Origin of the sequence: Streptococcus infantis, from assembly GCF_047465185.1 — a bacterium.
GTDB lineage: Bacteria > Bacillota > Bacilli > Lactobacillales > Streptococcaceae > Streptococcus > Streptococcus infantis_O.
Genome location: NZ_JASHAJ010000002.1, coordinates 218007 through 244022, shown reverse-complemented (window position 1 = coordinate 244022; position 26016 = coordinate 218007). Strand labels below are relative to the sequence as shown.

26 protein-coding genes and 1 pseudogene are annotated in these 26016 nt (G+C 40.2%); 20 read left to right on the top strand and 7 right to left on the bottom strand.

Translation table 11 applies throughout. The annotated features are described in order from the left end of the window. Positions 1-117 precede the first annotated feature (117 nt). A complete protein-coding gene (locus QM382_RS04670) occupies positions 118-1014 on the top strand; it encodes a TDT family transporter (protein WP_414272616.1) in 897 nt (298 codons plus the stop codon). A 48-nt stretch (positions 1015-1062) separates the two neighbouring features. Here the strand turns inward: QM382_RS04670 and QM382_RS04665 are convergent, their stop codons facing one another. From QM382_RS04665 to QM382_RS04655, 3 genes are read right to left on the bottom strand one after another with little or no spacing between them, the layout of a single operon-like run. Then, positions 1063-1404 carry a hypothetical protein gene (locus QM382_RS04665; protein WP_178895355.1) on the bottom strand — a complete coding sequence of 114 codons (342 nt, stop codon included), beginning with the start codon at positions 1402-1404 and terminating at the stop codon, positions 1063-1065. Positions 1405-1414: 10 nt separating this feature from the next. Then, entirely contained in the window at positions 1415-1957 is a 543-nt protein-coding gene (locus QM382_RS04660; protein WP_178895354.1) for a DUF3278 domain-containing protein, read from the bottom strand. 14 nt (positions 1958-1971) lie between these two features. Continuing rightward, complete coding sequence (locus tag QM382_RS04655; protein WP_178895353.1) at positions 1972-2166, bottom strand: helix-turn-helix transcriptional regulator; 195 nt, start codon at positions 2164-2166, stop codon at positions 1972-1974. 207 nt (positions 2167-2373) lie between these two features. On the opposite strand from QM382_RS04655, the gene QM382_RS04650 reads away from it, so the two are divergent. Next, on the top strand, positions 2374-3207 hold the full coding sequence (locus tag QM382_RS04650) for a metallophosphoesterase family protein (RefSeq protein WP_178895352.1): 834 nt from the start codon (positions 2374-2376) through the stop codon (positions 3205-3207). A gap of 63 nt (positions 3208-3270) precedes the next feature. Here the strand turns inward: QM382_RS04650 and QM382_RS04645 are convergent. Continuing rightward, positions 3271-3495 (bottom strand): annotated as a pseudogene (locus tag QM382_RS04645) (amino acid ABC transporter substrate-binding protein); the annotation flags it as partial. A 137-nt stretch (positions 3496-3632) separates the two neighbouring features. On the opposite strand from QM382_RS04645, the gene QM382_RS04640 reads away from it, so the two are divergent. The 6 genes from QM382_RS04640 to brnQ all read left to right on the top strand — a co-directional run bounded on the left by QM382_RS04640 (position 3633) and on the right by brnQ (position 8752). Beyond that, a complete protein-coding gene (locus QM382_RS04640) occupies positions 3633-4133 on the top strand; it encodes a hypothetical protein (protein WP_195183805.1) in 501 nt (166 codons plus the stop codon). A gap of 194 nt (positions 4134-4327) precedes the next feature. Then, positions 4328-4933 (top strand): nitroreductase family protein, encoded by a 606-nt coding sequence (locus QM382_RS04635; RefSeq protein WP_045614292.1) that lies wholly within the window; start codon positions 4328-4330, stop codon positions 4931-4933. Positions 4934-4942: 9 nt separating this feature from the next. Continuing rightward, positions 4943-6343 (top strand): dipeptidase PepV, encoded by a 1401-nt coding sequence (gene pepV, locus QM382_RS04630; protein WP_414272615.1) that lies wholly within the window; start codon positions 4943-4945, stop codon positions 6341-6343. A 52-nt stretch (positions 6344-6395) separates the two neighbouring features. Next, positions 6396-7004 carry a uracil-DNA glycosylase family protein gene (locus tag QM382_RS04625; protein WP_414272614.1) on the top strand — a complete coding sequence of 203 codons (609 nt, stop codon included), beginning with the start codon at positions 6396-6398 and terminating at the stop codon, positions 7002-7004. After that, a complete protein-coding gene (locus tag QM382_RS04620; protein WP_414272613.1) occupies positions 6982-7263 on the top strand; it encodes a rhodanese-like domain-containing protein in 282 nt (93 codons plus the stop codon). The genes QM382_RS04625 and QM382_RS04620 overlap by 23 nt, the downstream gene beginning before the upstream one ends. A 163-nt stretch (positions 7264-7426) precedes the next feature. Further along, positions 7427-8752 carry a branched-chain amino acid transport system II carrier protein gene (brnQ, locus tag QM382_RS04615; protein WP_414272612.1) on the top strand — a complete coding sequence of 442 codons (1326 nt, stop codon included), beginning with the start codon at positions 7427-7429 and terminating at the stop codon, positions 8750-8752. A gap of 40 nt (positions 8753-8792) precedes the next feature. Here brnQ and QM382_RS04610 read toward each other — a convergent pair whose 3' ends face one another. After that, a complete protein-coding gene (locus QM382_RS04610; protein WP_414272611.1) occupies positions 8793-9329 on the bottom strand; it encodes a DUF1307 domain-containing protein in 537 nt (178 codons plus the stop codon). Between the two features lie 132 nt (positions 9330-9461). Between QM382_RS04610 and QM382_RS04605 the strand changes: the two genes are divergently transcribed. From QM382_RS04605 to QM382_RS04555, 11 genes are all read left to right on the top strand, one after another. After that, positions 9462-10499 carry a M42 family metallopeptidase gene (locus QM382_RS04605; protein ID WP_414272610.1) on the top strand — a complete coding sequence of 346 codons (1038 nt, stop codon included), beginning with the start codon at positions 9462-9464 and terminating at the stop codon, positions 10497-10499. Position 10500: 1 nt separating this feature from the next. Beyond that, positions 10501-10962, top strand: coding sequence for an HIT family protein (locus tag QM382_RS04600; protein ID WP_195183797.1), 462 nt, complete (start codon positions 10501-10503; stop codon positions 10960-10962). An 11-nt stretch (positions 10963-10973) separates the two neighbouring features. Next, positions 10974-11690 (top strand): LD-carboxypeptidase LdcB/DacB, encoded by a 717-nt coding sequence (ldcB, locus tag QM382_RS04595; RefSeq protein ID WP_195183796.1) that lies wholly within the window; start codon positions 10974-10976, stop codon positions 11688-11690. 276 nt (positions 11691-11966) lie between these two features. Beyond that, a complete protein-coding gene (pheS, locus tag QM382_RS04590) occupies positions 11967-13013 on the top strand; it encodes a phenylalanine--tRNA ligase subunit alpha (protein WP_254726395.1) in 1047 nt (348 codons plus the stop codon). A gap of 130 nt (positions 13014-13143) precedes the next feature. Next, positions 13144-15549, top strand: coding sequence for a phenylalanine--tRNA ligase subunit beta (gene pheT / locus QM382_RS04585; protein WP_414272609.1), 2406 nt, complete (start codon positions 13144-13146; stop codon positions 15547-15549). 195 nt (positions 15550-15744) lie between these two features. After that, a complete protein-coding gene (locus tag QM382_RS04580; RefSeq protein WP_414272608.1) occupies positions 15745-16638 on the top strand; it encodes an ABC transporter ATP-binding protein in 894 nt (297 codons plus the stop codon). Then, entirely contained in the window at positions 16635-17834 is a 1200-nt protein-coding gene (locus tag QM382_RS04575) for an ABC transporter permease (RefSeq protein WP_414272607.1), read from the top strand. The genes QM382_RS04580 and QM382_RS04575 overlap by 4 nt, the downstream gene beginning before the upstream one ends. A gap of 177 nt (positions 17835-18011) precedes the next feature. Then, complete coding sequence (gene rpoE, locus QM382_RS04570; RefSeq protein ID WP_006150244.1) at positions 18012-18587, top strand: DNA-directed RNA polymerase subunit delta; 576 nt, start codon at positions 18012-18014, stop codon at positions 18585-18587. A gap of 279 nt (positions 18588-18866) precedes the next feature. Beyond that, the gene (locus tag QM382_RS04565; RefSeq protein ID WP_414272606.1) at positions 18867-20474 is read left to right on the top strand and encodes a CTP synthase; all 1608 of its coding nucleotides are present in this window, start codon (positions 18867-18869) and stop codon (positions 20472-20474) included. 96 nt (positions 20475-20570) lie between these two features. Then, positions 20571-21524, top strand: coding sequence for a class I SAM-dependent methyltransferase (locus tag QM382_RS04560; protein WP_414272605.1), 954 nt, complete (start codon positions 20571-20573; stop codon positions 21522-21524). A gap of 50 nt (positions 21525-21574) precedes the next feature. After that, a complete protein-coding gene (locus tag QM382_RS04555; RefSeq protein ID WP_414272604.1) occupies positions 21575-22765 on the top strand; it encodes an acetate kinase in 1191 nt (396 codons plus the stop codon). 59 nt (positions 22766-22824) lie between these two features. On the opposite strand, the gene birA is transcribed toward QM382_RS04555, so the two are convergent. Continuing rightward, positions 22825-23760 (bottom strand): bifunctional biotin--[acetyl-CoA-carboxylase] ligase/biotin operon repressor BirA, encoded by a 936-nt coding sequence (gene birA / locus QM382_RS04550; RefSeq protein ID WP_414272603.1) that lies wholly within the window; start codon positions 23758-23760, stop codon positions 22825-22827. Positions 23761-23971: 211 nt separating this feature from the next. Here birA and QM382_RS04545 point away from each other — a divergent pair, with 211 nt between their 5' ends. Then, entirely contained in the window at positions 23972-25162 is a 1191-nt protein-coding gene (locus tag QM382_RS04545) for an O-antigen ligase family protein (RefSeq protein ID WP_004252136.1), read from the top strand. A 42-nt stretch (positions 25163-25204) separates the two neighbouring features. Here the strand turns inward: QM382_RS04545 and QM382_RS04540 are convergent, their stop codons facing one another. Then, entirely contained in the window at positions 25205-25753 is a 549-nt protein-coding gene (locus tag QM382_RS04540) for an NADPH-dependent FMN reductase (protein ID WP_414272602.1), read from the bottom strand. Positions 25754-26016: the final 263 nt, after the last annotated feature.

Genomic DNA, 26016 nt, shown 5'->3' with positions numbered 1-26016 from the left:
TGTTAGTGAGTATTTTAAAAGTGGACAATATTATTATAGCCTAAAAAATGATAAAGGCTTGTCTAGCTGGGCTTTATTTATGCTATACTGATAGTAACGTCATTTTCGGAGGTTGGTATGAAAAAACTCCCCTTAGCCTTTTCAGGTTGCTTATTGGGATTGGCTGGAGCAGGAAATCTTATCTTGGATATTTTTCCGCTTTTATCACACATCTTAAGTTTGTCAGGCTTGATTTTTTGGTTTTATTTTTTGGTGAGCCACCTCAATAACTGGCATGAAAGTAAGAAAGAATTAAAGAAAGCCCCTGTTTTGTCAGGAATGGCAACCTTTCCCATGGCAGGGATGATTTTATCGACTTATTTGTTGCGCGTGTTACCTATGAGCTTGAGTATCATTGCGCAAGTTCTCTGGTGGTTTGCCTTTCTACTGGATGTCGGTTTAATCATTTACTTTACTATCAATTACGTTCAGGCTAAACCAAGGGCTAGTGCTACACCGACCTGGACTGTTCTTTATGTAGGAATAGCAGTAGCAAGCTTGACCTACCCCGTGGTGGGCATTGTTGGGATTGCCTATGGAGCTTGGATTTTTGGTTTTATCTTAACCCTTATCCTGTACCCTCTGATCTATAAAGATTTGAAAATAGATCCATTGCCACTGCCTTTACTAGGGCAAGAAGGGATCTATTGCGCTCCATTTTCTCTACTGTTGGCAGCACTGGTTCGGATAGGAGGCCCAGGTCTTCCTAACTGGGTTTTACTGGTCATGATTCTTGCATCACAGACTTTCTTTTTCTTTGTCCTTAGTCGCTTGCCGAGAATTCTAAAACAGGGATTTCAACCATCCTTTTCAGCTCTAACTTTCCCAACCATCATCACGGCAACTTCCTTGAAAATGGCCCAGGGAATCCTACAGTTTCCAACCCTTAACCTCCTCGTTTGGTTAGAAACTATCATTTGTTTAACAATCCTCATCTACGTATTAGTAGAATATGTGAGATATTTAAGAAAATAACAAATCCCCTAGCACTGAGAAGTGTTAGGGGGGTGTTTTTTAGAGCGATTAATAACATTCTTTTTGCTTAACTTCTTTAAAGAGTTGATAAAGAGTATAGAAATAGACCAAACTAAAAATGATACAGATAGTTAGAAATAGGAGATATCTCCAATCCATAGAATTCGTAATTAGTTGTGGGAGAGATACGAGGATAAAGCAGAGAGATGCGTTTAAGAGGCGTATTTTTTTTGATGTGATTTTCTGAAACCTTTGTCCTTTGTTCAAGACAGGAAGGGCTAGCAGGAAGATGATCAGAAAAGGACGTGTAATATAGCCATAAACTAGGAAAAAGGTCATAAAGATACTGACCAAAATATGACTGAGAATTAAAGTTTGTAATGATTTCATATGATTCCTCCTAATAGTCGTCTTGATCTTCCTTGGCTTTTCGAATGCGAAGCCAGACGACAAGTTGCATTATTAATCCGAAAAAGAAGGCTGCGAAAAGAATTGATGTGAAATGACCGAAATTGAAAAGAGAGGTGAAATAGTTCTTGCCATCATCCGTTAAGACATTGAGAAGTGGCATGCCAAAGAACATAAAAACTCCATAGACTAGACCAGCCTTAAGTCCAGGGTAGTGCAATTGTTTCTTTTCTTTACAAGTCAACATTTCAGGATCAATAGTAGTAATACCTGTTTTTTTAGTTTGAGTGGAAACATAGATAGCACAAGCCATAGAAACCAGAAAAATAATGATTGGATATCCGAAAGCGACCACTTGGGGATATTTATAAGCGAGGACAAAGGGAATGAGATTGCCAAAAACCATGAGGTAGAAGAGAACCATAAAGAGTTTATTTCCGATGCGGTCAGCCTCACGTTGTTTGTGTTCATCAAGTGGTCCAGAAATGCCGTATGTGCGTTTGATTAGTTTTTCAGTGAGAGTTTCTTTTTTCATTTTTCTTCTCCTTATTAAAATTCGTCCTCCCAAAAGAGACTGTTGAGGTCTGTTTGGAGGCTATGAGCGAGATTGAGACAGAGTTCCAGGGTAGGATTGTACTTGTCATTCTCAATCATGTTGATGGTTTGTCTAGAGACACCGATATCTTTGGCAAGTTCGAGCTGGGATATGCCCAATTCCTTGCGAAATTCTTTCACACGATTCATGCTTCCTCCTTATTTGATTATGTCACATATATTTGACTATAGTATATCTTTTAAAAAATAAAATGTCAACTATTTTTGACATATTTTTAAAAGAATCTTGGTGATAATATTTCTATGTGAAAATCTTCTACGATTTTATGCTATAATGAAGAAAAATAAGAGTGATTTGGATACCCTGAATGCTATCCAATAAAGAAAGAGCAGAAAATGAACCATAAGATTGCAATTTTATCAGACATTCATGGTAACACGACAGCCTTAGCTGGAGTGCTTGAGGACGCTAAAAAGTTGGGAGCGACTGAATATTGGCTTCTGGGAGATATTTTTCTTCCTGGGCCGGGAGCAAATGACTTGGTGGCTCTTTTGAAAGACCTTCCCATTACAGCATCTGTTCGAGGTAACTGGGATGATTGTGTGTTAGAGGCTTTAGATGGGCAATATGGTTTAGAGGATCCCCAAGAAATTCAGCTTATGCGATTGACCCAGTATCTGATGGAGCGTCTAAACCCAGAGCATATTGATTGGTTGAGAAATCTACCTATGGTAGCCAAGAAAGAAGTAGAAGGCTTGCGCTTTTCTCTTTCACATAATTTACCTGAGAAAAATTATGGTGGTGATTTGCTGGTTGAAAATGATACCGAAAAATTTGACCAGCTACTTGATGAAACTACTGATGTAGCCGTCTATGGTCATGTTCACAAGCAATTGCTTCGTTATGGTAGCCAAGGTCAACAAATCATCAATCCAGGTTCGATTGGTATGCCTTATTTTGACTGGGTAGGGCTGAAAAATCACCGTGCCCAGTATGCCTTACTTGAGGTTGAAAATGGTGAATTAGTCAATATCCAATTTCGTAAGGTTGTTTATGACTATGAAGCAGAGCTAGAATCAGCCAAGACCAAGGGCCTTCCCTTTATCGAAATGTATGAAGAATTGCGGCGAGAGGACAACTATCAAGGCCATAATAGAGATTTGTTAGCTAGTTTAATTGAAAAGCATGGCTATGTGGAGGATGTGAAGAATTATTTTGATTTTTTGTAAGAGTTGCTTTGATTAACAGATACTAAATAAACGATTGGACTAGCCAATCGTTTTTAATATATCTTATTGTAATTGAGATTGATCTGGTAGGTAGGAACCACCGAGATAGGTTTTGCTGAGTTTTTCAAGGGTTCCGTCTTGGTAGAGTTCTTTGAGGACCTTGTCAAATTGTTCTTTAATTTCTTTTCCATCGCTTGAGAAGATAATGTAGTTATTTGGATTATCATTGCTTTCCAAGTCGACTACGTTCAAGTCTAAACCTCGGTCTTGGATAATCTTTTGAACATTTTCGATAAATTTAATATAGATTTTAAAAATAGTGAACTCAATGAGTTTTTTAGCTTCAATAATTCGGTAAATGTTTGACAATAAAATTATTTTATTTTAAAATATAGGTATCATAAAACTATTTAAAGGAGATAGTCATGAAAAAACTTCTCACTGCGGGCCTTGTGCTCTTATCAGTTGCAACTTTAGCAGCTTGTGGAAATAAATCTTCTGATTCTGCAAGTAAAGTTTCAAGCACGACTGAACAAACATCAGCTTCATCAAAAACAGATAACTCAAAGACAAACACATCTGAAGTTACTCTTCTAACAGATGAAGAAATTGACAACGCTAAAACAATTGGAGATATGAAAACTCTTTTTGGTAAGTTGATTGACAACTATAAGAAATATGTTGAAGAAATCGGTGACAAAGTTCCTGAGGCTCAAAAAGATGCTTATAAACAACAAGTGGAACCTGCTCTTAACTCACTAGAAACTTCAAGAAAGGCATTTAATGATGGCTTGTCAAGCGCTGGTTCTGATGATACAGAAATGCCAGAAGAAGCACGTACTGTTTTCCTTCAACAATTGAAGACTGCACGTGATGCTATGAAACAAGCGATTGAATCTGCAAGTAAAATTGTATCAGCGCAATAATATGAGTAAAGTAGGCGACTAATCGTCTACTTTTTCTTGTGCAGAAAGTTTTTATTATGGCTTACAACTAAATCGAAAAGCTTGTAATTCCTGGTTAAGAGATGGGATAAAGATCTCTACATATGAAAAATCTCTGCAAGCTCTTTCAGAATGTGGTAAAATGGAAGCAATAGAAATAGAAAAGGAACTTGCTTATGAAATTTCTTGAGTTAAATAAAAAACGTCATGCGACTAAGCATTTTATTGATAAACCTGTCGATCCTAAGGATGTTCGTACAGCTATTGAAATCGCAACCTTGGCACCGAGTGCTCACAACAGTCAGCCTTGGAAGTTTGTTGTGGTTCGTGAGAGAAATGCTGAATTAGCAAAATTGGCTTACGGTTCAAACTTTGAGCAAGTAGCATCTGCCCCTGTAACCATTGCCTTGTTTACAGATACTGACCTAGCTAAACGAGCTCGCAAGATTGCCCGTGTTGGTGGAGCAAAGAACTTCTCAGAAGAACAACTTCAGTACTTTATGAAAAATCTTCCAGCTGAGTATGCACGTTACAATGAACAACAAGTCAGTGACTACTTGGCTCTTAATGCAGGATTAGTTGCGATGAACTTGGTCCTTGCATTGACTGACCAGGGAATTGGTTCAAACATTATCCTTGGTTTTGACAAATCAAAAGCTAATGAAGTTTTGGAAATTGAAGAACGCTTCCGTCCAGAGCTTTTGATTACAGTAGGATACACAGATGAGAAATTGGAACCAAGCTACCGCTTGCCAGTAGATGAAATTATCGAGAAAAGATAGGAAGTAAAAATGACAGTTATTGATTTTACAGCAGAAGTAGAAAAACGTAAAGAAGACCTCTTGGCTGACTTGTTTAGCCTTTTGGAAATCAACTCAGAACGTGATGACAGCAAGGCAGATGCGCAGCATCCATTTGGACCTGGTCCAGTAAAAGCCTTGGAGAAATTCCTCGAAATCGCAGACCGTGATGGCTACCCAACAAAAAATGTCGACAACTATGCAGGTCATTTCGAGTTTGGTCAAGGAGAAGAAGTTCTCGGAATCTTTGCTCACATGGACGTAGTGCCAGCAGGTAGTGGTTGGGACACGGACCCTTACACTCCAACTATCAAAGATGGTCGTCTTTATGCGCGTGGGGCTTCTGATGACAAGGGACCAACTACAGCATGTTACTACGGTTTGAAAATCATCAAAGAACTTGGGCTTCCGACTTCTAAGAAAGTTCGTTTCATTGTAGGAACTGACGAAGAGTCAGGTTGGGCAGATATGGACTACTACTTTGAACATGTAGGACTTGCAAAACCAGACTTTGGATTCTCTCCAGATGCTGAATTCCCTATCATCAATGGTGAAAAAGGAAATATCACAGAATACCTCCACTTTGCTGGTGAAAATACTGGTGCAGCGCGTCTTCATAGCTTCACAGGTGGTTTACGCGAAAACATGGTACCTGAATCAGCAACTGCAGTCGTTTCAGGTGACTTAGCTGACTTGCAAGGGAAACTAGATGCCTTCGTTGCAGAGCACAAACTCAGAGGAGAAATCCAAGAAGAAAACGGTCAGTACAAGGTGACTGTAATTGGTAAATCAGCTCATGGTGCTATGCCTGCTTCAGGTGTCAATGGCGCGACTTACCTTGCCCTCTTCCTTAGCCAATTTGCTTTTGAAGGACCTGCAAAAGACTATCTTGACATTGCTGGTAAGATTCTCTTGAATGACCACGAAGGCAAGAATTTGAAGGTTGCTCATGTGGATGAAAAGATGGGAGCCCTTTCTATGAATGCGGGTGTCTTCCGCTTTGACGAAACAAGTGCTGACAATACTATTGCCCTCAACTTCCGTTATCCAAAAGGAACAAGCCCAGAGCAAATCAAGTCAGTTCTTGAAAGCTTGCCAGTTGCTTCAGTCAGCCTTTCTGAACATGGTCACACTCCTCACTATGTGCCAATGGAAGATCCACTCGTTCAAACCTTGTTGAATGTTTACGAAAAACAAACAGGTCTTCAAGGTCACGAACAAGTCATCGGTGGAGGAACTTTTGGACGTCTATTAGAGCGTGGTGTAGCCTACGGTGCTATGTTCCCAGATTCTATCGATACTATGCACCAGGCCAATGAATTTATCGCCTTGGACGATCTTTTCCGTGCAGCAGCCATCTACGCTGAAGCTATTTATGAATTGATCAAATAATGATCTAGAAGTCTGAGATTCTATGCTTGGACTTCTTTTTGGAGGGAAACAGATGTCTCAAATCGAAAAAATCAAGCAAGCTATCATGGCGGATCCACAGAATGCCAGCTATACTGAGCAGGGTATCGAGCCTCTTTTTGCAGCACCAAAGACTGCTCGTATCAATATCATTGGGCAAGCTCCTGGACTCAAAACTCAAGAAGCAGGACTTTACTGGAAGGATAAAAGTGGTGACCGCTTGCGAGAGTGGCTAGGTGTGGATGAAGATACCTTTTATAACTCAGGTTATTTTGCAGTCATGCCTATGGATTTCTACTTTCCAGGTCATGGAAAATCGGGTGACCTACCACCACGTCCAGGTTTTGCAGAAAAATGGCATCCAAAACTCTTGAAGGAATTGCCAGATATTCAATTAACGCTCTTGATTGGTCAGTATGCTCAGGCTTATTATCTGAATGAAAAGGTCAGTGGAAAGGTAACGGACCGTGTTCATCGGTTTAAGGATTATTTGCCTGATTATTTCCCGCTGGTACACCCATCACCTCGCAACCAAATCTGGATGGCTAAGAATCCTTGGTTTGAGTCGGAAGTGGTGCCTGATTTGAAAAAAAGAATTAAAACAATTTTAGGAGAAAAAAATGAAAGAAATTTCCTTCGATGAATTTTACCAGCTTTATCAGAAAGAGTCACTTTCTGTGCTGGACGTCAGAGAAGTAGAGGAATTTGAGGCTCTTCATTTAGAAGGTGCTCATAATTTCCCTCTCAGTCAACTGACTGACACTTTTGAACAACTAGATAAAGATAATCTTTACTATGTGATTTGTAAATCAGGAATGCGTTCAGCACGCGCCTGTCAATTCCTTGCAGAGCAGGGCTACGAAGTTATCAATGTCCAAGGTGGCATGGATGCTTTAGAATAAGAAAAACTCCCTTTGAGACCGAAAATAAGAAAGGTTTTAAAGGGAATTTATTTGCTCTAAAATTCCGAAAATTGAAAACATTTTAGAATGATTTCCTGATAGCCTTTTCATGCCTTTAAACATGTTATACTAAGAAAGTATTTTAATTTTATAAGGAGAGTTTATGGCTAAAAAAGGTGCTTTAACAGGGTTACTCCTGTTTGGAATATTTTTTGGAGCAGGTAACTTGATTTTCCCTCCAACTCTAGGCGCACAGTCTGGAGAAAACTTCCTCCCTGCCATTGCAGGATTTGTATTTTCAGGTGTTGGGATTGCCGTCCTAACCTTGATTATCGGGACCCTTAATCCTAAGGGTTATATCTATGAGATTTCCAAGAAAATTTCACCCTGGTTTGCGACGATTTATCTCGCAGCTTTGTACTTGTCGATTGGTCCATTCTTTGCCATTCCTCGTACAGCAACAACATCGTTTGAGGTCGGTATTAGTCCCCTCCTAGCCGAAGCAGATAAGGGTTTAGGTTTGATTGTCTTTACCATTCTCTACTTTGTTGCAGCCTATTTAATCGCTCTTAATCCTTCAAAGATTTTGGATCGTATTGGACGAATCTTGACTCCAGTATTTGCGATTTTGATTGTTGTTTTGGTTATCCTTGGGGCCTTTAAATATGGTGGGAACGCACCGCAAGCAGCATCAGGTGCCTATCAAACTTCAGCTTTTGGTGCAGGTTTCCTTGAGGGATATAATACACTTGATGCGCTTGCTTCCGTTGCCTTTAGTGTTATCGCTGTTCAAACCTTGAAACAGCTTGGATTTTCAAGTAAGAAAGAATACATTTCAACTATTTGGGTCGTTGGAATCGTTGTAGCTTTAGGATTTAGTGCTTTATACATTGGCCTAGGTTTCCTTGGAAATCATTTCCCAGTACCAGCTGAAGTGATGAGTGAAGGAACTCCAGGAGTTTATATCTTGTCACAAGCAACGCAAGAAATCTTTGGATCGACAGCTCAGCTTTTCCTTGCAGTCATGGTAACTGTGACTTGTTTCACAACAACTGTAGGCTTGATTGTATCAACAGCTGAATTCTTTAACGGACGTTTCCCACAAATCAGCTACAAGGTTTATGCAACTGTCTTTACCTTGATTGGTTTTGCTATTGCAAACCTTGGTTTGAGTGCCATTATCAAGTACTCAGTGCCAGTACTAGTTGTCTTGTATCCAATCACCATTGTGATTGTTATGATTGTGATTGTGAACAAATTTGTACCACTTTCAAAACCAGGGATGCAGTTGACTGTTGGTCTGGTCACAGCTATTGCCGTTGCCAGTGTATTAGGGTCTACATTTAAGATTGACTTTCTTGCAAATATCGTGAACGCTCTACCATTTGCGGAGGCTTCTCTGCCATGGTTGGCACCAGCGATTATCGGAATTTTACTTTCTCTTGTTCTTCCAAACAAACAAGTAAGTGAAGCTTTTGAAATGGAATAATAAAAAAACCTTGGCTTATGCCAAGGTTTTTTCATTACTCTTAGTTAGTTTTTTCTGTAAATCCAAGATCTTTTAACATTTTCTTAGAAGCAGTAAGGCTAATATGGTTACCAATGCCTGAGTATTCTTCTGGCCTTGCTTTTCTAAGTTCGTCAAGACTTGCGACTGTATAGTCAACTTCAGCATCTTGAACGACCTTTCCATCTTTGATTTCAATGCTATGAGTAACACCTTTTAGGCCTTGATATCCTTTATAGGTTTCCTCAATGAATGCTTTAAGAGTCTCAGCAGTAGTGTCGAGAGCTTCTGGATCATAAACATTATGACCCGATTGTTTCAATACTTTGTCTCCATCTACAGTGTAGGTTAAAGTAGAATTAAGGCCAGTACGAGTATCATTTACAAAAGTAACAGTTTTTAGTTCTGATTTCTTTTCAGTTGTTTCAGCCTCAGTAGTTTTTACCTCAGTTGACTCTACTTTTGAAGAGTTAGAAGTTGTTGATGACTGTTTTGAACATCCCAACAAGAATGCCAACGGTAATGCTAAGAGAAGCGTCATTTTGAAATATCTGTTCATATTTTTTCCTTTCATCATAAGAACTACTTTTATTATACCATAACATACTTTCATTATCAAAGTATGTCAGTTTTTCCTTTTTACACATACTAAAATGGGAAAAGTGATATAATGGTAAGAAGAGGTGAAGAAATGAATCAAACTGTAGAATATATTAAAGAACTAACTGCTATCGCATCGCCAACAGGTTTTACCCGTGAGATTACTGATTATTTAGTTGAGACACTTGAAAAGTTAGGCTATCAACCTGTCCGTACTGCCAAAGGTGGTGTCAACGTTACTGTTAAAGGTAAAAATGATGAAAAACAACGTTATGTAACTGCCCATGTGGATACCCTGGGAGCTATCGTTCGCGCTGTTAAACCAGATGGTCGTCTCAAAATGGATCGTATCGGTGGATACCCTTGGAACATGATTGAGGGGGAAAACTGTACTGTTCATGTGGCTAGTACAGGTAAGGCTATTTCAGGTACCATTTTAATCCACCAAACTTCTTGTCACGTCTATAAGGATGCTGGAACTGCGGAACGTACGCAGGACAATATGGAAGTACGTTTGGATGAAAAAGTAACCAACGAAAAAGAAACACGTGCACTCGGTATCGAGGTTGGAGACTTTATCAGTTTTGACCCACGAACTGTGGTGACTGAGACAGGCTTTATCAAGTCTCGTCATTTGGATGACAAGGTCAGCGCAGCTATTCTCCTCAATCTCCTTAAAGTCTATAAAGAAGAAGGGATTGAGCTTCCAGTTACTACGCATTTTGCCTTTTCAGTCTTTGAAGAAGTTGGGCATGGTGCTAACTCAAGTATCCCTAGTCAAGTTGTCGAATATCTGGCTGTGGATATGGGAGCGATGGGAGATGACCAGCAGACGGACGAGTACACAGTGTCTATCTGTGTCAAAGATGCTTCTGGTCCTTACCACTATGAATTCCGTCAACATTTAGTTGCTTTAGCTGAAGAGCAAGACATTCCGTTTAAACTAGATATCTATCCATTTTACGGTTCGGATGCTTCTGCAGCGATGTCAGCTGGAGCAGAGGTTAAGCACGCTCTTCTAGGAGCTGGTATTGAGTCTAGTCATTCTTATGAGCGTACTCATATTGATTCTGTAGTGGCTACTGAGCGTATGGTAGATGCTTATCTCAAGAGTGACTTGGTGGAATAAGATGTGCTTGATTTGTGATCGAATTGAATTGATTAAGGCAGGGGAAAATCCCTACTTTGTCAAGGAATTAGAAACTGGCTATGTTGTCATCGGAGACCACCAGTATTTTGAAGGCTACACTCTATTCTTAGCCAAGGAACATGTCACAGAATTGCATCATCTACATCCAACTGTCAAATTCCGCTTTTTAGAGGAAATGAGTCTGGTTCAGGAAGCTGTCTCTAAGGCTTTTACTGCTGAAAAGATGAATGTAGAGTTGTTGGGAAATGGAGACGCTCATGTTCACTGGCATATTTTTCCAAGACGAGCTGGTGATATGAAGGGGCACGGTCTAAATGGACGTGGTCCAGTCTGGTGGGTTCCTTGGGAAGAAATGGTTTCTGAAGAATATCAAGTCAAGGGAAGCAAATTAGAAGACTTGATTGCAAGATTATCTGAGACTTTAAACCAGATGAATAAATGAAAGGATAACAGATGAAAAAAAGATACCTTATCTTATCAGGATTATTAGCCTTTACATTGGCAGCTTGTTCACAAGAAAAGCCAGCAACTTCAGAAACTCAGACTTCAACGGAAGAAAAAACTGTCCAAGAAGGAACCGCGGGAAGTAAGTCTCAGGAAGCTAGTCAAAAGAAAGCAGAAGTGGTTAACAAAGGAGACCACTACAGCATTCAAGGTAAGTACGATGAGATTGTTGTAGCTAATAAGCATTATCCAATGTCCAAAGATTACAATCCTGGAGAAAATCCTACCGCTAAGGCAGAACTGTTGAAACTCATTGCAGCTATGCAACAAGCAGGATTCCCGATTAGCGACAACTACAGTGGTTTTAGAAGTTATGAAACTCAAACTCAGCTTTATCAAAACTATGTAGATAAAGATGGAAAGGCTGAGGCTGACCGCTATTCTGCAAGACCTGGTTACAGCGAACACCAAACTGGCCTTGCCTTTGACCTAATTGGAACAAATGGAGACTTAGTCACTGAAGAAAAGGCTGCCCAATGGCTTTTGGACCATGCGGCTGACTATGGCTTTGTCGTCCGTTATCTCAAAGGCAAGGAAAAGGAAACGGGTTATATGGCCGAGGAATGGCACCTTCGCTACGTCGGCAAAGAAGCCAAAGAAATCTCTGCAAGTGGCCTCAGTCTGGAAGAGTATTATGGCTTTGAAGGTGGAGACTATGTTGATTAGTCGCAAAACATCTTGCAAGAATGCTTGAAATTTGATAAAATATTTAGTAATTAAATAGGAATCTGCAAGACTAGTAACTCAAGGGAAGTATATCAGGGAGGAGAGCCGTGACTGCAAGCTTTCTATATGAAAGTTGAGTGAATTCACTTGCGCATGGATTTAGAAATGAAGGTCTGACTTGTCAGATGAAAACGGATGGTACCGCGTGTCAACGCTCCGAGTGGAGTTTTTGGCATGTGGTTTTCTTTTTATCTACGAGCGACTGATGGAGGAATTATGTCAACTATTGAAGAACAATTAAAAGCGCTTCGTGAAGAAACGCTGGCTAGCTTGAAGCAGATTACTGCTGAAAATAAAAAAGAGATGCAAGACTTGCGTGTCTCAGTCCTTGGGAAAAAGGGATCGCTTACTGAAATTCTCAAAGGGATGAAAGATGTCTCTGCTGAAATGCGTCCTGTTATCGGAAAACACGTCAATGAAGCTCGTGATGTCTTAACAGCCGCTTTTGAAGAAACAGCTAAGCTTTTGGAAGAAAAGAAAGTCGCAGCTCAACTAGCAAGTGAGAGTATTGATGTGACTCTCCCAGGTCGTCCAGTTGCGACAGGTCACCGTCACGTCCTTACACAAACCAGTGAAGAAATCGAAGATATCTTCATTGGTATGGGTTATCAAGTTGTGGATGGATTTGAAGTAGAGCAAGACTACTACAACTTTGAACGTATGAACCTTCCAAAAGATCACCCAGCTCGTGATATGCAGGATACTTTCTACATCACAGAAGAAATCTTGCTCCGTACCCACACGTCTCCAGTTCAGGCGCGTGCTATGGACGCCCATGATTTTTCTAAAGGTCCTTTGAAGATGATCTCACCAGGACGTGTATTCCGTCGTGATACAGACGATGCGACCCACAGTCACCAATTCCACCAAATCGAAGGTTTGGTTGTTGGGAAAAACATCTCTATGGCCGATCTTCAAGGAACTCTTCAGTTGATTGTACAAAAAATGTTTGGTGAAGAGCGCCAGATCCGTCTGCGTCCATCTTACTTCCCATTCACAGAGCCATCTGTTGAGGTTGACGTTTCATGCTTCAAGTGCGGCGGAGACGGATGTAATGTATGTAAGAAAACAGGTTGGATCGAGATTATGGGTGCCGGAATGGTTCACCCACGTGTCCTTGAAATGAGTGGGATTGATGCAAGTGTTTACTCTGGTTTTGCCTTTGGTCTTGGTCAAGAACGTGTCGCTATGCTTCGTTACGGAATCAACGATATCCGTGGATTCTACCAAGGCGATGTCCGCTTCTCAGAACAGTTTAAATAAGATTGAAACCTGAAACACAGTCCTATACTGTACTAATCATTTTCTCTCAATGAGAAATGGTGAGGACTGCCTCAAAGAAAAAGAAAGGAATCGAAAAGGTCTCGCTCCTTGAGATCTTATACTCAGAATTATGTTAGTATCATACAAATGGTTAAAAGAATTGGTGGACATTGATGTGCCATCACAAGAGTTGGCTGAGAAAATGTCAACTACAGGGATCGAGGTGGAAGGTGTGGAATCACCAGCTACTGGTCTCTCAAAAATTGTTGTCGGTGAGGTCTTGTCTTGTGAAGATGTGCCAGAAACACACTTGCATGTCTGCCAAGTCAATGTAGGTAAAGAAGAAGCCCGTCAAATCGTCTGTGGAGCACCAAATGTGCGCGCTGGCATCAAGGTCATGGTGGCTCTTCCAGGTGCTCGCATCGCGGACAACTACAAGATCAAAAAAGGGAAAATCCGTGGTTTGGAATCTCTCGGAATGATCTGCTCACTTGGTGAATTAGGGATTTCTGACTCCGTTGTACCGAAAGAATTTGCAGATGGGATCCAAATCTTGCCAGCAACTGCTGTTCCAGGTGAGGAAGTCTTCTCCTATCTAGACTTGGATGATGAAATCATCGAGCTTTCCATCACTCCAAACCGTGCAGATGCTCTTTCTATGCGTGGAGTGGCGTATGAAGTAGCCGCTATCTATGACAAGGCAGTCAACTTTAAAGACTTTACTTTGACTGAAACTGATCAAGCTGCAACTGATGCTCTTTCTGTCAGCATTGACACAGACAAGGCGCCTTATTATGCAACTCGTATCTTGGACAATGTGACCATCGCACCAAGTCCACAATGGTTGCAAAACCTCCTCATGAACGAGGGCATCCGTCCGATTAATAATGTCGTCGACGTGACCAACTATATCTTGCTTTACTTTGGTCAACCAATGCATGCCTTTGACTTGGATACCTTTGAAGGGACTGACATCCGTGTGCGTGAAGCGCGTGCTGGTGAAAAATTAGTAACCTTGGATGGTGAAGAGCGTGAGTTAGAAATAAATGACCTCGTAATCACTGTCGCTGATAAACCAGTAGCCCTTGCAGGTGTTATGGGTGGTCAAGCTACAGAAATCTCTGAAAAATCTAGTCGTGTCGTCCTTGAAGCTGCTGTTTTCAATGGCAAATCTATCCGTAAGACTAGTGGTCGCCTCAACCTTCGTTCTGAATCATCTTCTCGCTTTGAAAAAGGCATCAACGTGGCAACTGTCAATGAAGCCCTTGATGCGGCAGCGAGCATGATTGCAGAGCTTTCAGGAGCAACTGTTCGTAAGGGGATCGTTTCAGCAGGTGAGCTTGACACTTCTGATGTGGAAGTTTCTTCAACTCTTGTTGACGTCAACCGTGTCCTCGGTACAGAGCTTTCCTACGCCGATGTAGAAGATGTCTTCCGTCGTCTTGGATTTGGCCTTTCTGGAAATGCTGACAGCTTCACAGTAAGAGTTCCACGTCGCCGTTGGGATATCACTATCGAAGCGGATCTCTTTGAAGAAATCGCTCGTATCTACGGTTATGACCGCTTGCCAACTAGTCTTCCAAAAGACGATGGGACAGCAGGTGAGTTAACAGCGACACAAAAACTCCGTCGTCAAGTTCGGACTATTGCTGAAGGGGCTGGATTGACTGAAATCATCACCTACGCTCTTACAACTCCTGAAAAAGCGGTTGAGTTTACGATTCAGCCAAGTCATTTAACAGAGCTCATGTGGCCAATGACCGTGGATCGTTCGGTCCTCCGTCAAAATATGGTTTCTGGTATCCTTGATACAGTTGCCTACAACGTAGCGCGTAAGAACAAAAACTTGGCTCTTTATGAGATTGGAAAAGTCTTCGAGCAAACTGGTAATCCAAAAGAAGAATTGCCAAACGAAATCAATAGCTTTGCCTTTGCCTTGACTGGCTTAGTTGCTGAAAAAGACTTCCAAACAGCAGCAGTTCCTGTTGACTTCTTCTATGCTAAGGGAATTTTGGAAGCCCTCTTTGCTCGCTTGGGTCTTGAAGTGACTTATACAGCAACCTCTGAAATTGCTAGTCTTCATCCAGGACGTACAGCCTTGATCTCACTCGGTGACCAAGTCCTTGGTTTCCTCGGTCAAGTACATCCTGTTACAGCTAAGGCTTACGATATTCCAGAAACGTATGTAGCAGAGCTCAACCTTTCAGCTATTGAGACAGCTCTTAAACCAGCCGCTCCATTTGTGGAAATCACTAAATTCCCAGCAGTTAGCCGTGATATTGCTCTTCTTCTCAAAGCAGAAGTGACTCACCAAGATGTAGTTGATGCTATCAAATCTGCGGGCGTGAAACGTTTGACAGACATCAAACTCTTTGACGTATTCTCAGGTGAAAAACTAGGACTTGGTATGAAGTCAATGGCCTACAGCTTGACCTTCCAAAATCCAGAAGATAGCTTGACCGACGAAGAAGTCGCACGCTATATGGAAAAAATCCAAGCATCACTCGAAGAAAAAGTGCATGCAGAAGTGCGTTAAAAGTCTAAAATCCATCCCTAGGGGTGGATTTTTTATCTTTGCAAATGCCGAATATTGGAAAGATAAATAAATGTAAATTTTATTATTTTTGGTATGAAAAAACCCAAGCAAATTCTACTAATAAAAATGTACATAAATCCTTGTAATGCCCCAAAAAAGGAGTATAATGAGGATAAGATTAGTAGGAGGTGGATTATGTTAGAAGTCCGCAATCTTGAAAAAAATTTTGGTCCCAAACAAGTCTTGTTTGGAGTTGACTTTCAAGCTCAGCCTGGAAGAATTTTAGGTCTAGTTGGGAAAAATGGAGCTGGGAAAACAACCATTTTTCATAGTATTTTGAAATTTTTAGAATATCAGGGCGAGATTCAGTTTGATGGTCAGGAAATTCGTCAGGAAACCTATGCTCGGATTGGCTATCTACCCGAAGAACGTAGTCTCATGCCTAAATTGACAGTTCTCGAACAAGTACGCTATCTTGCAACCTTAAAAGGCATGGATGCAAAAGAAGTCAAAGAAAAACTCCCTCAATGGATGGAAAAACTGGAAGTTAAAGGAAAATTGACAGATAAAATCAAGAGTCTCTCAAAAGGGAATCAACAAAAGATTCAGCTGATCATTACTTTAATGCATGAACCAGATTTGATTATCCTCGATGAACCCTTTAGTGGTTTAGATCCAGTTAATACCGAGTTGCTCAAGCAGGTTATCCTCAAAGAAAAAGAACGTGGTGCAACCATTATCTTCTCTGACCACGTCATGACCAATGTCGAAGAGCTATGTGATGATATCCTTATGATTCGTGATGGGCGTGTCGTCTTGCATGGACCAGTCCAAGATGTTCGTAATCAATACGGCAAAACGCGACTCTTTGTTGCAAGTGAAAAGAGTCAGGAAGACTTGGAAAAACTCCCACATGTCATTCATGCTAGCTTGACCAAGCAGGGAATTTGGAAGCTCATCCTAGATGATGAAAATGCTGGACAGGAGCTCTTTGCTATCTTGACTCAAGGACATTATATCGCGACCTTTGATCAGCAAGCTCCGACAATTGATGAAATCTTTAAACTAGAATCAGGGGTGGAAGTATGAGAAATATGTTGGTTGTAATCAAAGAAACCTATCTACGTCATGTCAAATCCTGGAGTTTCTTCTTTATGGTAATCTCGCCATTTCTCTTTATCGGCTTGTCTGGAGGAATTGGGTATCTCCAAGGTTCTTCCTTGGCTCAAAATAGTAAGGTAGCAGTAGTTAGTTCTGTTCCTCTTGTTACAGAAGAACTTAAATCGACCAATGGTCTTAACTTTGACTATAAGGATGAAGCAAGTGCCCAAGAAGCCATCAAGGATGAGAAAATAAAAGGTTATCTGACTATTAATCAAGAAGATAGTGTGTTAAAGGCGGTCTATCATGGAGAGACTTCACTAGAGAGTGGTATTAAATTAGCTGTGACTGCTAAGTTGAATGAACTTCAATCCCAACTCAACCGTTTAGAAGCAAATTTGTCTCAGGAACAGGAACAACACTTGGCGCAAACGATTCAATTCTCAGAGCAGATTGATGAAGCCAAGGAAAATAAAAAGATGGTCCAAACCTTTGCGGCTGCAGGACTAGGCTTCTTCCTCTATATGATTTTGATTACTTATGCTAGTGTCACCGCTCAAGAAGTAGCCAGTGAAAAAGGGACCAAAATAATGGAAGTGGTATTTTCAAGTATTCGTGCTAGCCATTATTTCTACGCACGGATGATTGCCTTACTTCTTGTCATTTTGACTCATATTGGTATCTATATTGTAGGCGGACTTGGAGCAATCTTATTCTTTAAAGATATGCCCTTATTAGCAAATTCAGGTATTTTAAACCACTTAGGAGAATCCTTTTCAGTCAATACCTTATTGTTTGTCTTAGTCAGTCTCTTTATGTATGTGGTTTTGGCTGCCTTTCTAGGTTCGATGGTTTCTCGGCCTGAAGACTCTGGTAAAGCCTTGTCGCCTTTGATGCTTTTAATTATGGTAGGATTTATTGGAGTAACTGCCTTAGGAACATCTGGAGATAATTTGGTTTTGAGGATTGGCTCATATATCCCATTTATCTCAACTTTCTTTATGCCTTTTAGAGCTATTAATGGTTATGCAAGTAGTTTAGAAGCATGGATTTCGCTTGCTATAACAGTCATTTTTGCAGTAACTGCAACAGTCTTTATCGGCCGTATGTATGCTAGCTTAGTTCTTCAAACAGATGACTTAGGCATCTGGAAAACCTTTAAACGAGCTTTGAGCTATAAATAAAGTAGTGGACCTGAGAGTGTATCTCCCAGGTCTTTCAATTAGCTGAAATATTTCACATTAATTTCTTCTAAACCTTTGACTAATAACGAAAATTATCGTACAATAAAGAGTACATGATAAAATGAGACCAGAGTTTATATGCTCTGGCGTTAGTAGTAAAAAATGAGGAGAAACGCTTTGGAATTAGAAGTATTTGCTGGGCAAGAAAAAAGTGAACTATCTATGATTGAGGTGGCTCGTGCCATCTTGGAACTCCGTGGTCGCGATCACGAAATGCATTTTAGCGATTTGGTTAATGAAATCCAAAACTATCTTGGTACCTCTAATAGCGATATTCGTGAAGCACTACCTTTGTTCTATACAGAATTGAACTTTGACGGTAGTTTTATCTCACTTGGAGATAACAAATGGGGTCTTCGTTCATGGTATGGAGTAGATGAAATTGATGAAGAAATCATTGCTCTTGAGGAAAGTGACGATGAAGAAGTAGCACCTAAAGCTAAGAAAAAACGCGTTAATGCCTTTATGGACGGAGATGCTGATGCCATTGATTATGGCGCAGATGATCCAGAAGATGAAGATGCCTACGAAGAAGATCCAGCTCTTTCTTATGATGATGAAAATCCAGATGATGAGAAGAACGAAGTAGAAGCATACGACGCTGAAATCAACGAAATTGCACCAGATGATCTTGGAGAAGATGTCGATCTTAATGAAGAAGATGACGAAGATTCTGAGGACGAAGAAGAATAATACAAAAAAGCAAGGGAAATTTCCTTGTTTTTTTAATGATTGTTCATACTTGAAGGTAAGATACTAAAATCTGATAGTCAATTTGATTTGACAAATGAGTCGAATTGAGGTAAGATATTGTTCGGGCACCTCTTTTAGAGGTCGGAGCTCCCTAGTTATTAGGGAGCTATTTTTGTTTTTCCGGGAATTTTTATCCTGGATTGTGGTTATTGATGAAGGTCTTGTTTCCTATCTCCCCTATTAGTGAGCAGGACTTGAGCATTTTAGAAAGAGGAATCTATGTCTACGAAATATATTTTTGTAACTGGTGGAGTGGTGTCGTCTATTGGGAAAGGTATCGTTGCAGCGAGCCTTGGACGTCTTTTAAAAAACCGTGGTTTGAAGGTGACCATTCAAAAATTTGACCCTTATATCAATATTGATCCAGGAACCATGAGTCCTTACCAGCACGGGGAAGTCTTTGTAACAGATGATGGGGCTGAGACAGATTTGGACTTGGGTCACTATGAACGTTTTATTGATATCAATCTCAATAAATACTCAAATGTGACAACTGGTAAAATCTACAGCGAAGTTCTGCGTAAAGAACGTCGTGGAGAGTACCTCGGTGCAACTGTCCAAGTCATTCCTCATATTACAGATGCCTTGAAAGAAAAAATCAAGCGTGCTGCTCTTACGACTGACTCTGATGTTATTATTACAGAGGTTGGTGGAACAGTCGGCGATATTGAGTCCCTTCCCTTCCTAGAAGCGCTCCGTCAGATGAAGTCTGATGTCGGAGCAGAAAATGTCATGTATATCCATACGACCTTGCTTCCTTACCTCAAGGCAGCTGGAGAAATGAAGACCAAGCCGACTCAACACTCTGTCAAAGAATTGCGTGGTTTGGGAATCCAGCCAAATATGTTAGTCATTCGTACAGAAAAACCAGCAGGACAAGGGATTAAAAACAAACTAGCCCAGTTCTGTGATGTAGCGCCAGAAGCTGTTATCGAGTCATTGGATGTCGATCACCTTTACCAAATCCCACTTAATCTGCAAGCTCAAGGCATGGACCAAATCGTCTGTGACCATTTGAAGATTGACGCACCTGCAGCAGATATGACAGAGTGGTCAGCTATGGTTGATAAGGTTATGAATCTAAAAAAACAAGTCAAAATTGCTCTTGTTGGTAAGTATGTCGAGTTGCAAGATGCCTACATTTCTGTCGTAGAGGCCTTGAAACATTCTGGTTATGCCAATGATGCAGAAGTCAAGATTGATTGGGTCAATGCTAACGATGTTACAGCTGACAATGTGGTAGAACTTCTATCTGACGCTGACGGAATCATCGTTCCAGGTGGTTTTGGTCAACGTGGGACAGAAGGTAAGATTCAAGCGATTCGCTATGCGCGAGAAAATGATATACCAATGTTGGGTGTCTGCTTGGGAATGCAATTGACTTGTATCGAGTTTGCCCGTCATGTTTTGGGACTTGAAGGGGCTAATTCAGCAGAGCTTGATCCGGATACAAAATATCCAATCATCGATATCATGCGTGATCAGATTGATGTTGAGGATATGGGGGGAACCCTTCGTTTGGGACTTTATCCTTCTAAGTTGAAACGTGGTTCTAAGGCAGCAGCAGCTTATCATAACAAAGAAGTAGTCCAACGTCGCCACCGCCACCGTTATGAGTTTAACAATGCCTTCCGTGAACAGTTTGAAGGTGCAGGATTTGTCTTCTCAGGTGTTTCACCAGACAATCGCTTGGTCGAAATTGTTGAAATCCCAGAAAATAAATTCTTTGTGGCTTGTCAGTACCATCCAGAGCTTTCAAGTCGTCCAAATCGTCCAGAAGAACTTTACACTGCTTTTGTAACAGCAGCTGTTGAAAATAGTAAATAGTGGAATAAACCTTTGAGAGTCATCTCAGAGGTTTTTATTTGTTTTCAGTATTATGAAAATCTGGAAAATCGGCTCTGAATTTGGTAAGATAAGATTATGGATTTTGAAAAAATTGAACAAGCATATACCTATTTACTAGAAAATGTCCAAATCATTCAAAACGATTTGGCGACAAGTTTTTATGATGCCTTGATAGAACAAAATGGGATCTATCTCGATGGTCAAACTGCTCTGGAGCAAGTCAAAAAAAATAACCAGGCCTTAAAACGTTTGGCACTTCGAAAAGAGGAGTGGTTACGGACCTATCAATTTTTGTTAATGAAGGCAGCTCAAACAGAACCTCTTCAAGCCAATCACCAGTTCACACCAGATGCGGTTGGACACTTGATGATTTTTATCATAGAACAACTTTTCCCTGCTGAAAATGTGAGCTTATTGGAATTGGGATCTGGGATGGGAATTCTTGGAGCTAGTTTCTTAACGTCTATGAACAAAAAGATAGATTACCTGGGAATAGAACTTGATGACCTCTTGATTGACTTGGCGGCAAGCATGGCAGAAGTAATGGATCTTCAAATGGGCTTTGTCCAAGGAGACGCAGTGCGTCCACAAGTATTAAAAGAAAGTGACATCATTGTGAGCGACCTGCCTGTCGGTTACTATCCAGATAATCAGACAGCCTCACGTTATCAAGTAGCGGCTAAGAATGAACATACTTATGCTCATCATTTGTTAATGGAACAATCACTCAAGTATCTCCGGACAGGAGGCTATGCGATTTTTCTAGCTCCAACAGATCTCCTGACAAGTCCTCAGAGTGACCTTTTGAAATCATGGCTGAATGAACAGGCCCAACTAGTGGCTATTGTGGCCTTACCAGAGGATCTCTTCGCTCAAGGAGCTCAGTCTAAGAGCATTTTTGTCCTACAAAAGAAGACAGGAGAAGGAGTTGAACCATTTGTTTATCCACTTACCAGTCTTCGTGACCCTGAAATTTTGATGGAATTTAAGGAAAATTTTCAAAATTGGTGTCAAGGGCATGAAATCTAGTGCAAATTTTGGTATAATAGTTGAAAACGCTTAAAAAGGGGAATAAATTTATGACAAAAACCATTGCAATTAACGCTGGAAGCTCTAGCTTGAAATGGCAACTATATCAAATGCCAGAAGAAAAGGTGCTTGCAAAAGGTTTAATTGAGCGAATCGGATTGAAGGATTCTGTTTCAACAGTTAAGTTTGATGGTCGTTCTGAAGAACAAGTTCTTGATATTGAAAACCATACCTTGGCTGTTAAGATTTTACTTGATGACTTGATTCGTTTTAATATTATTAAAACTTATGATGAAATTACTGGTGTCGGACACCGTGTTGTTGCAGGTGGAGAATACTTCAAAGAGTCTACAGTTGTTGAAGGTGATGTCTTAGAAAAAATTGAAGAACTAGGACTTCTTGCTCCATTGCACAACCCTGCTAATGCAGCTGGTATTCGTGCCTTCAAAGAATTGTTACCAGATATCACAAGTGTAGCAGTCTTTGATACATCATTCCACACAACAATGCCAGAAAAGGCATATCGTTATCCATTACCAACTAAGTACTATACAGAAAACAAGGTTCGTAAATATGGAGCACACGGTACAAGTCACCAGTACGTTGCTCAAGAAGCAGCAAAACTTTTGGGACGTCCACTAGAAGAGTTGAAATTGATCACTTGCCATATCGGTAATGGTGCTTCTATCACAGCTGTTAAGGGAGGTCAATCAATCGATACCTCTATGGGATTCACTCCACTTGGTGGTGTTATGATGGGAACTCGTACAGGGGATATTGACCCAGCCATCATTCCTTATTTAATGCAATATACAGAGGACTTTAACAAGCCTGAGGACATCAGTCGTATTCTTAATCGTGAGTCAGGATTGCTGGGTGTTTCAGGGAAGTCTAGTGATATGCGTGATGTGATTGCTGCAATGGAAGCAGGGGATCATGATGCTGCTTTGGCATTTGAAATGTATGTTGACCGTATCCAAAAACACATTGGACAATACTTGGCAGTCCTAAACGGGGCAGACGCTATTATCTTTACTGCTGGTGTTGGTGAAAATGCAACGCTTGTCCGTGAGAAAGTCATCTCAGGTATTTCTTGGTTTGGCTGTGATGTAGATCCAGAGAAAAATGTTTTTGGTGTAACTGGAGACATCTCTACAGATGCTGCAAAAATTCGTGTCCTTGTCATTCCAACTGATGAAGAACTTGTTATTGCGCGTGATGTTGAGCGTTTGAAAAAATAAACGATAAGAAAATCGACCTTCTCGATAGAGAGGTCGATTTTTATGTTATTGACGAGTGTTTACCATTTGGTAAGCGAAACTTCACCGCTATTGAGCCAAATTTTTTCACCACTAGCTAATTGAATCTGTAGTTGACCCTGGTCAGAGATATCACAAGCTTTTCCTGAGATGATTTCTTGATCTTTCTTAAAGGAAATTTCTTTGCCTAAAACAATTGATTGTTTTTTATAAAGGTAAAGCAGCTCTTCGGCCTCAGTTTCGTAGAAACATTTCCAGATTTCTGCAATCAGCTCGTTGCGAGTGATTGGGCTATTTTGAGAGAAGAGACTTCCAGCTTTCCCTTGTAGGTTTTTTGGAAAATCAGCGATAGAAAAGTTGATACTAACACCAATAATAACATCTGTGACAAGGCCTGTTTCAACTGAAGTGATGGCTTCGGTTAGAATACCGGCTATTTTTTTCTGATTTAGGTATAAATCATTTACCCATTTGATATCTAAATCAATCAAACAAAGGTTTTTAACAGCCTTATAAATTGCAGCTGCAGTCAGGAGTGTATAGGTTGGTAGATCTAGATAAGAGAGATTGGGCTTGAGGTGGAGAGACATGTATATCCCACCTTGTTCTGGAGAATAGTAGGGGCGTTGAAATCGACCACGTCCCATCGTTTGGCTAGTTGAGAGATAGAGTGTATCTCCTTTTGCGCCAGCTTCCATGGCCTCCTTGGCATCACTTTGGGTTGATTTGGTGATGGGTTTAAATTGAACTGAGATTGGGCTGTTAGCTTCTATTTCTTGAGGTAAGATTAGGTCACCATGAAGAAGTTTGTAGCCACGGTTTTTGATGCTGCCAATTTCTAAACCTTCCTGTTGGAGGCGTTGGATAGCCTTCCAAACAGAGGTGCGAGAGAGGTTTAATATTTCAGCGATTTTCTCTCCGCTTAAATAATCTGTTTCATGAGCTAAGATTTTGTAAACTTCTTGGTAGGATTTCATACTAGGTCCTTTCTGGAACAACTAGATTTATTGTACCATATTTTTAAAAAAGGATGCGCGCTTTGAGAGATATCTTAGCTCGCTATAAAATTTTACCTAGTTTTAGTCAGGTTGCCATGGACAAAGTGGTTTTCAAATCATTTGAAAAATGGTAAAATGTTTTAATAGTTTATTTATCTGAGCTTTATAGCGCAGAGAGAAAGGAACTGTTGTGAAATCAATAGGTATCATTGAAAAATTGAAAGGCTTATCCAAGCAAGAGCTAGTCTTACTAGCTGTTATTCTAAGTATTTTCTTGCCTTTTTATATTTTCGTTATTATTTTTATCGCCTACTTAATAGGTCTAATATTTACAGGAGAGATGAAGGGGATATTAAAACGATTATCCCACCATTCTATCTTACTTTTATTTATCGGCTATAGTGGTGTTATCTCTCTTTTAGCTCAAAATGTGATGGGGATGGTTTCCACTTTAGGAATGTTCCTCTTTGCAATTTTCTTTTATTATTACCAAGCCCATTTAACCCCTAAGTTTTTCAGATTAGTATTGCAATCGGTTATGTCGCTTAGTGTGCTAGCATCAGTTTTTGCAGCCTTAGAGCACTTTCAGATTGTAAAGAAATTTGATTATACTTTCTTATCACCTAAGATGCAAGTCTGGCATCAGAACCGTGCAGAGGTAGCCTTCTTTAATCCTAATTATTATGGGATTATCTGTTGCTTCTGTATTATGATTGGATTTTACCTAATTAGTACGACTAGATTGAGATGGTTGAGAATTTTCTCTCTCATTGCAATCTTTGCGAATTTGTTTGGCTTGAATTTCACCCAAAATAGAACAGCTTTTCCAGCTATTATCTTTGGTGCGATTATTTATCTTTTCACTACCATTAAGAACTGGCGTGCCTTCTGGCTCAGTATCGGAGTCTTTGGTGTTGGTTTAGCCTTTCTCTTCTCGAGTGATTTGGGAGTTCGAATGGGAACGCTCGATTCGTCTATGGAAGAACGAGTGTCGATCTGGAATGCAGGTATGACCTTATTCAAACAAAATCCCTTCTGGGGTGAGGGTCCCCTAACCTATATGCACTCTTATCCTCGTATTTTTGCTCCTTATCACGAACATGCTCATAGTATATACATTGATACGATATTGAGTTACGGTGTGGTAGGAACGGTATTGTTAGGAATAGCTTCTTCTGGTCCAATTCGAATGTTGATTGATATGAGTCAGGAGCCGAGCAAGCGTCCAATTGTTGGTCTTTATCTTTCATTCTTAACAGTAGTTGCTGTGCATGGAATTTTTGATTTGGCACTCTTTTGGATTCAATCCTCCTTCATCTTCCTTTTAGTAATGTGTAGTTTACCATTAAAACATAGTATGATTGGAGAATTTGTTGAATAAACTAAAAGATAGTAGAAATGAGATGTTCTACTATCTTTTTTATTATTGAATAGCTTGAAGTAAATCTTCAGCTTGTTGTTTAAGAGAAGCGGCGACGCTATCTTCAAGGACTAATTGACCATCTGCCCAGGCAGAATCATTAACACGGGCTGCGGTAAAATCACCAACAACCTGTGTACGGATAAATGGCAAGAGGTCTTTGTAAATCGCAAAGAGTTGATCATGTCCAGCATTAGCTACAGATGATACTGTAACAATCTTATCTTGAAGAGCAGAAGCTCCACGAGTGTCAGATAAGTCAATGGCGCGTGAAAGCCAGTCAAGTAAGTTTTTCACAGTCCCTGGAATTGAGAAATTGTAGACTGGAGAGAAGATCCAGATAGCATCAGCAGCTTGAACAGCTTCGCGAGCCGCTGTAACAGCTGGAAGTGTAGGAACTTCAAGGTCTTGGCTAAAGAGAGGAATGGCTGAGTAGTCAAGGTAACTTACCTCGGCTTTGCCAGCAAGTGCCTTTTCAGCTTCTAATGCCATTTGGTGATTGAATGAACCTTCACGAAGTGAACCAACGATAAATAATACTTTTTTAGACATAGGGAGTCTCCTTTAAATTTCAATCTTTTAATCAGAATCACTCTGTTGTTATAATATATGTTACAACACGATAAAATCATTTGCAAGGGATATGCTCAGAAAATAAAATCAATAGAATCTAAGTTTTTAATTAAAAATGAAGACCGTAGAAAAGTCTATAAAAACACGGCTTGAAGTTGTGTAATGATATCCTAAAAACGTATTGAAAATCCAGATTCCTCCCCTAACTTCACTTGTAATTCCCTAGGATAGATGGTAAAATA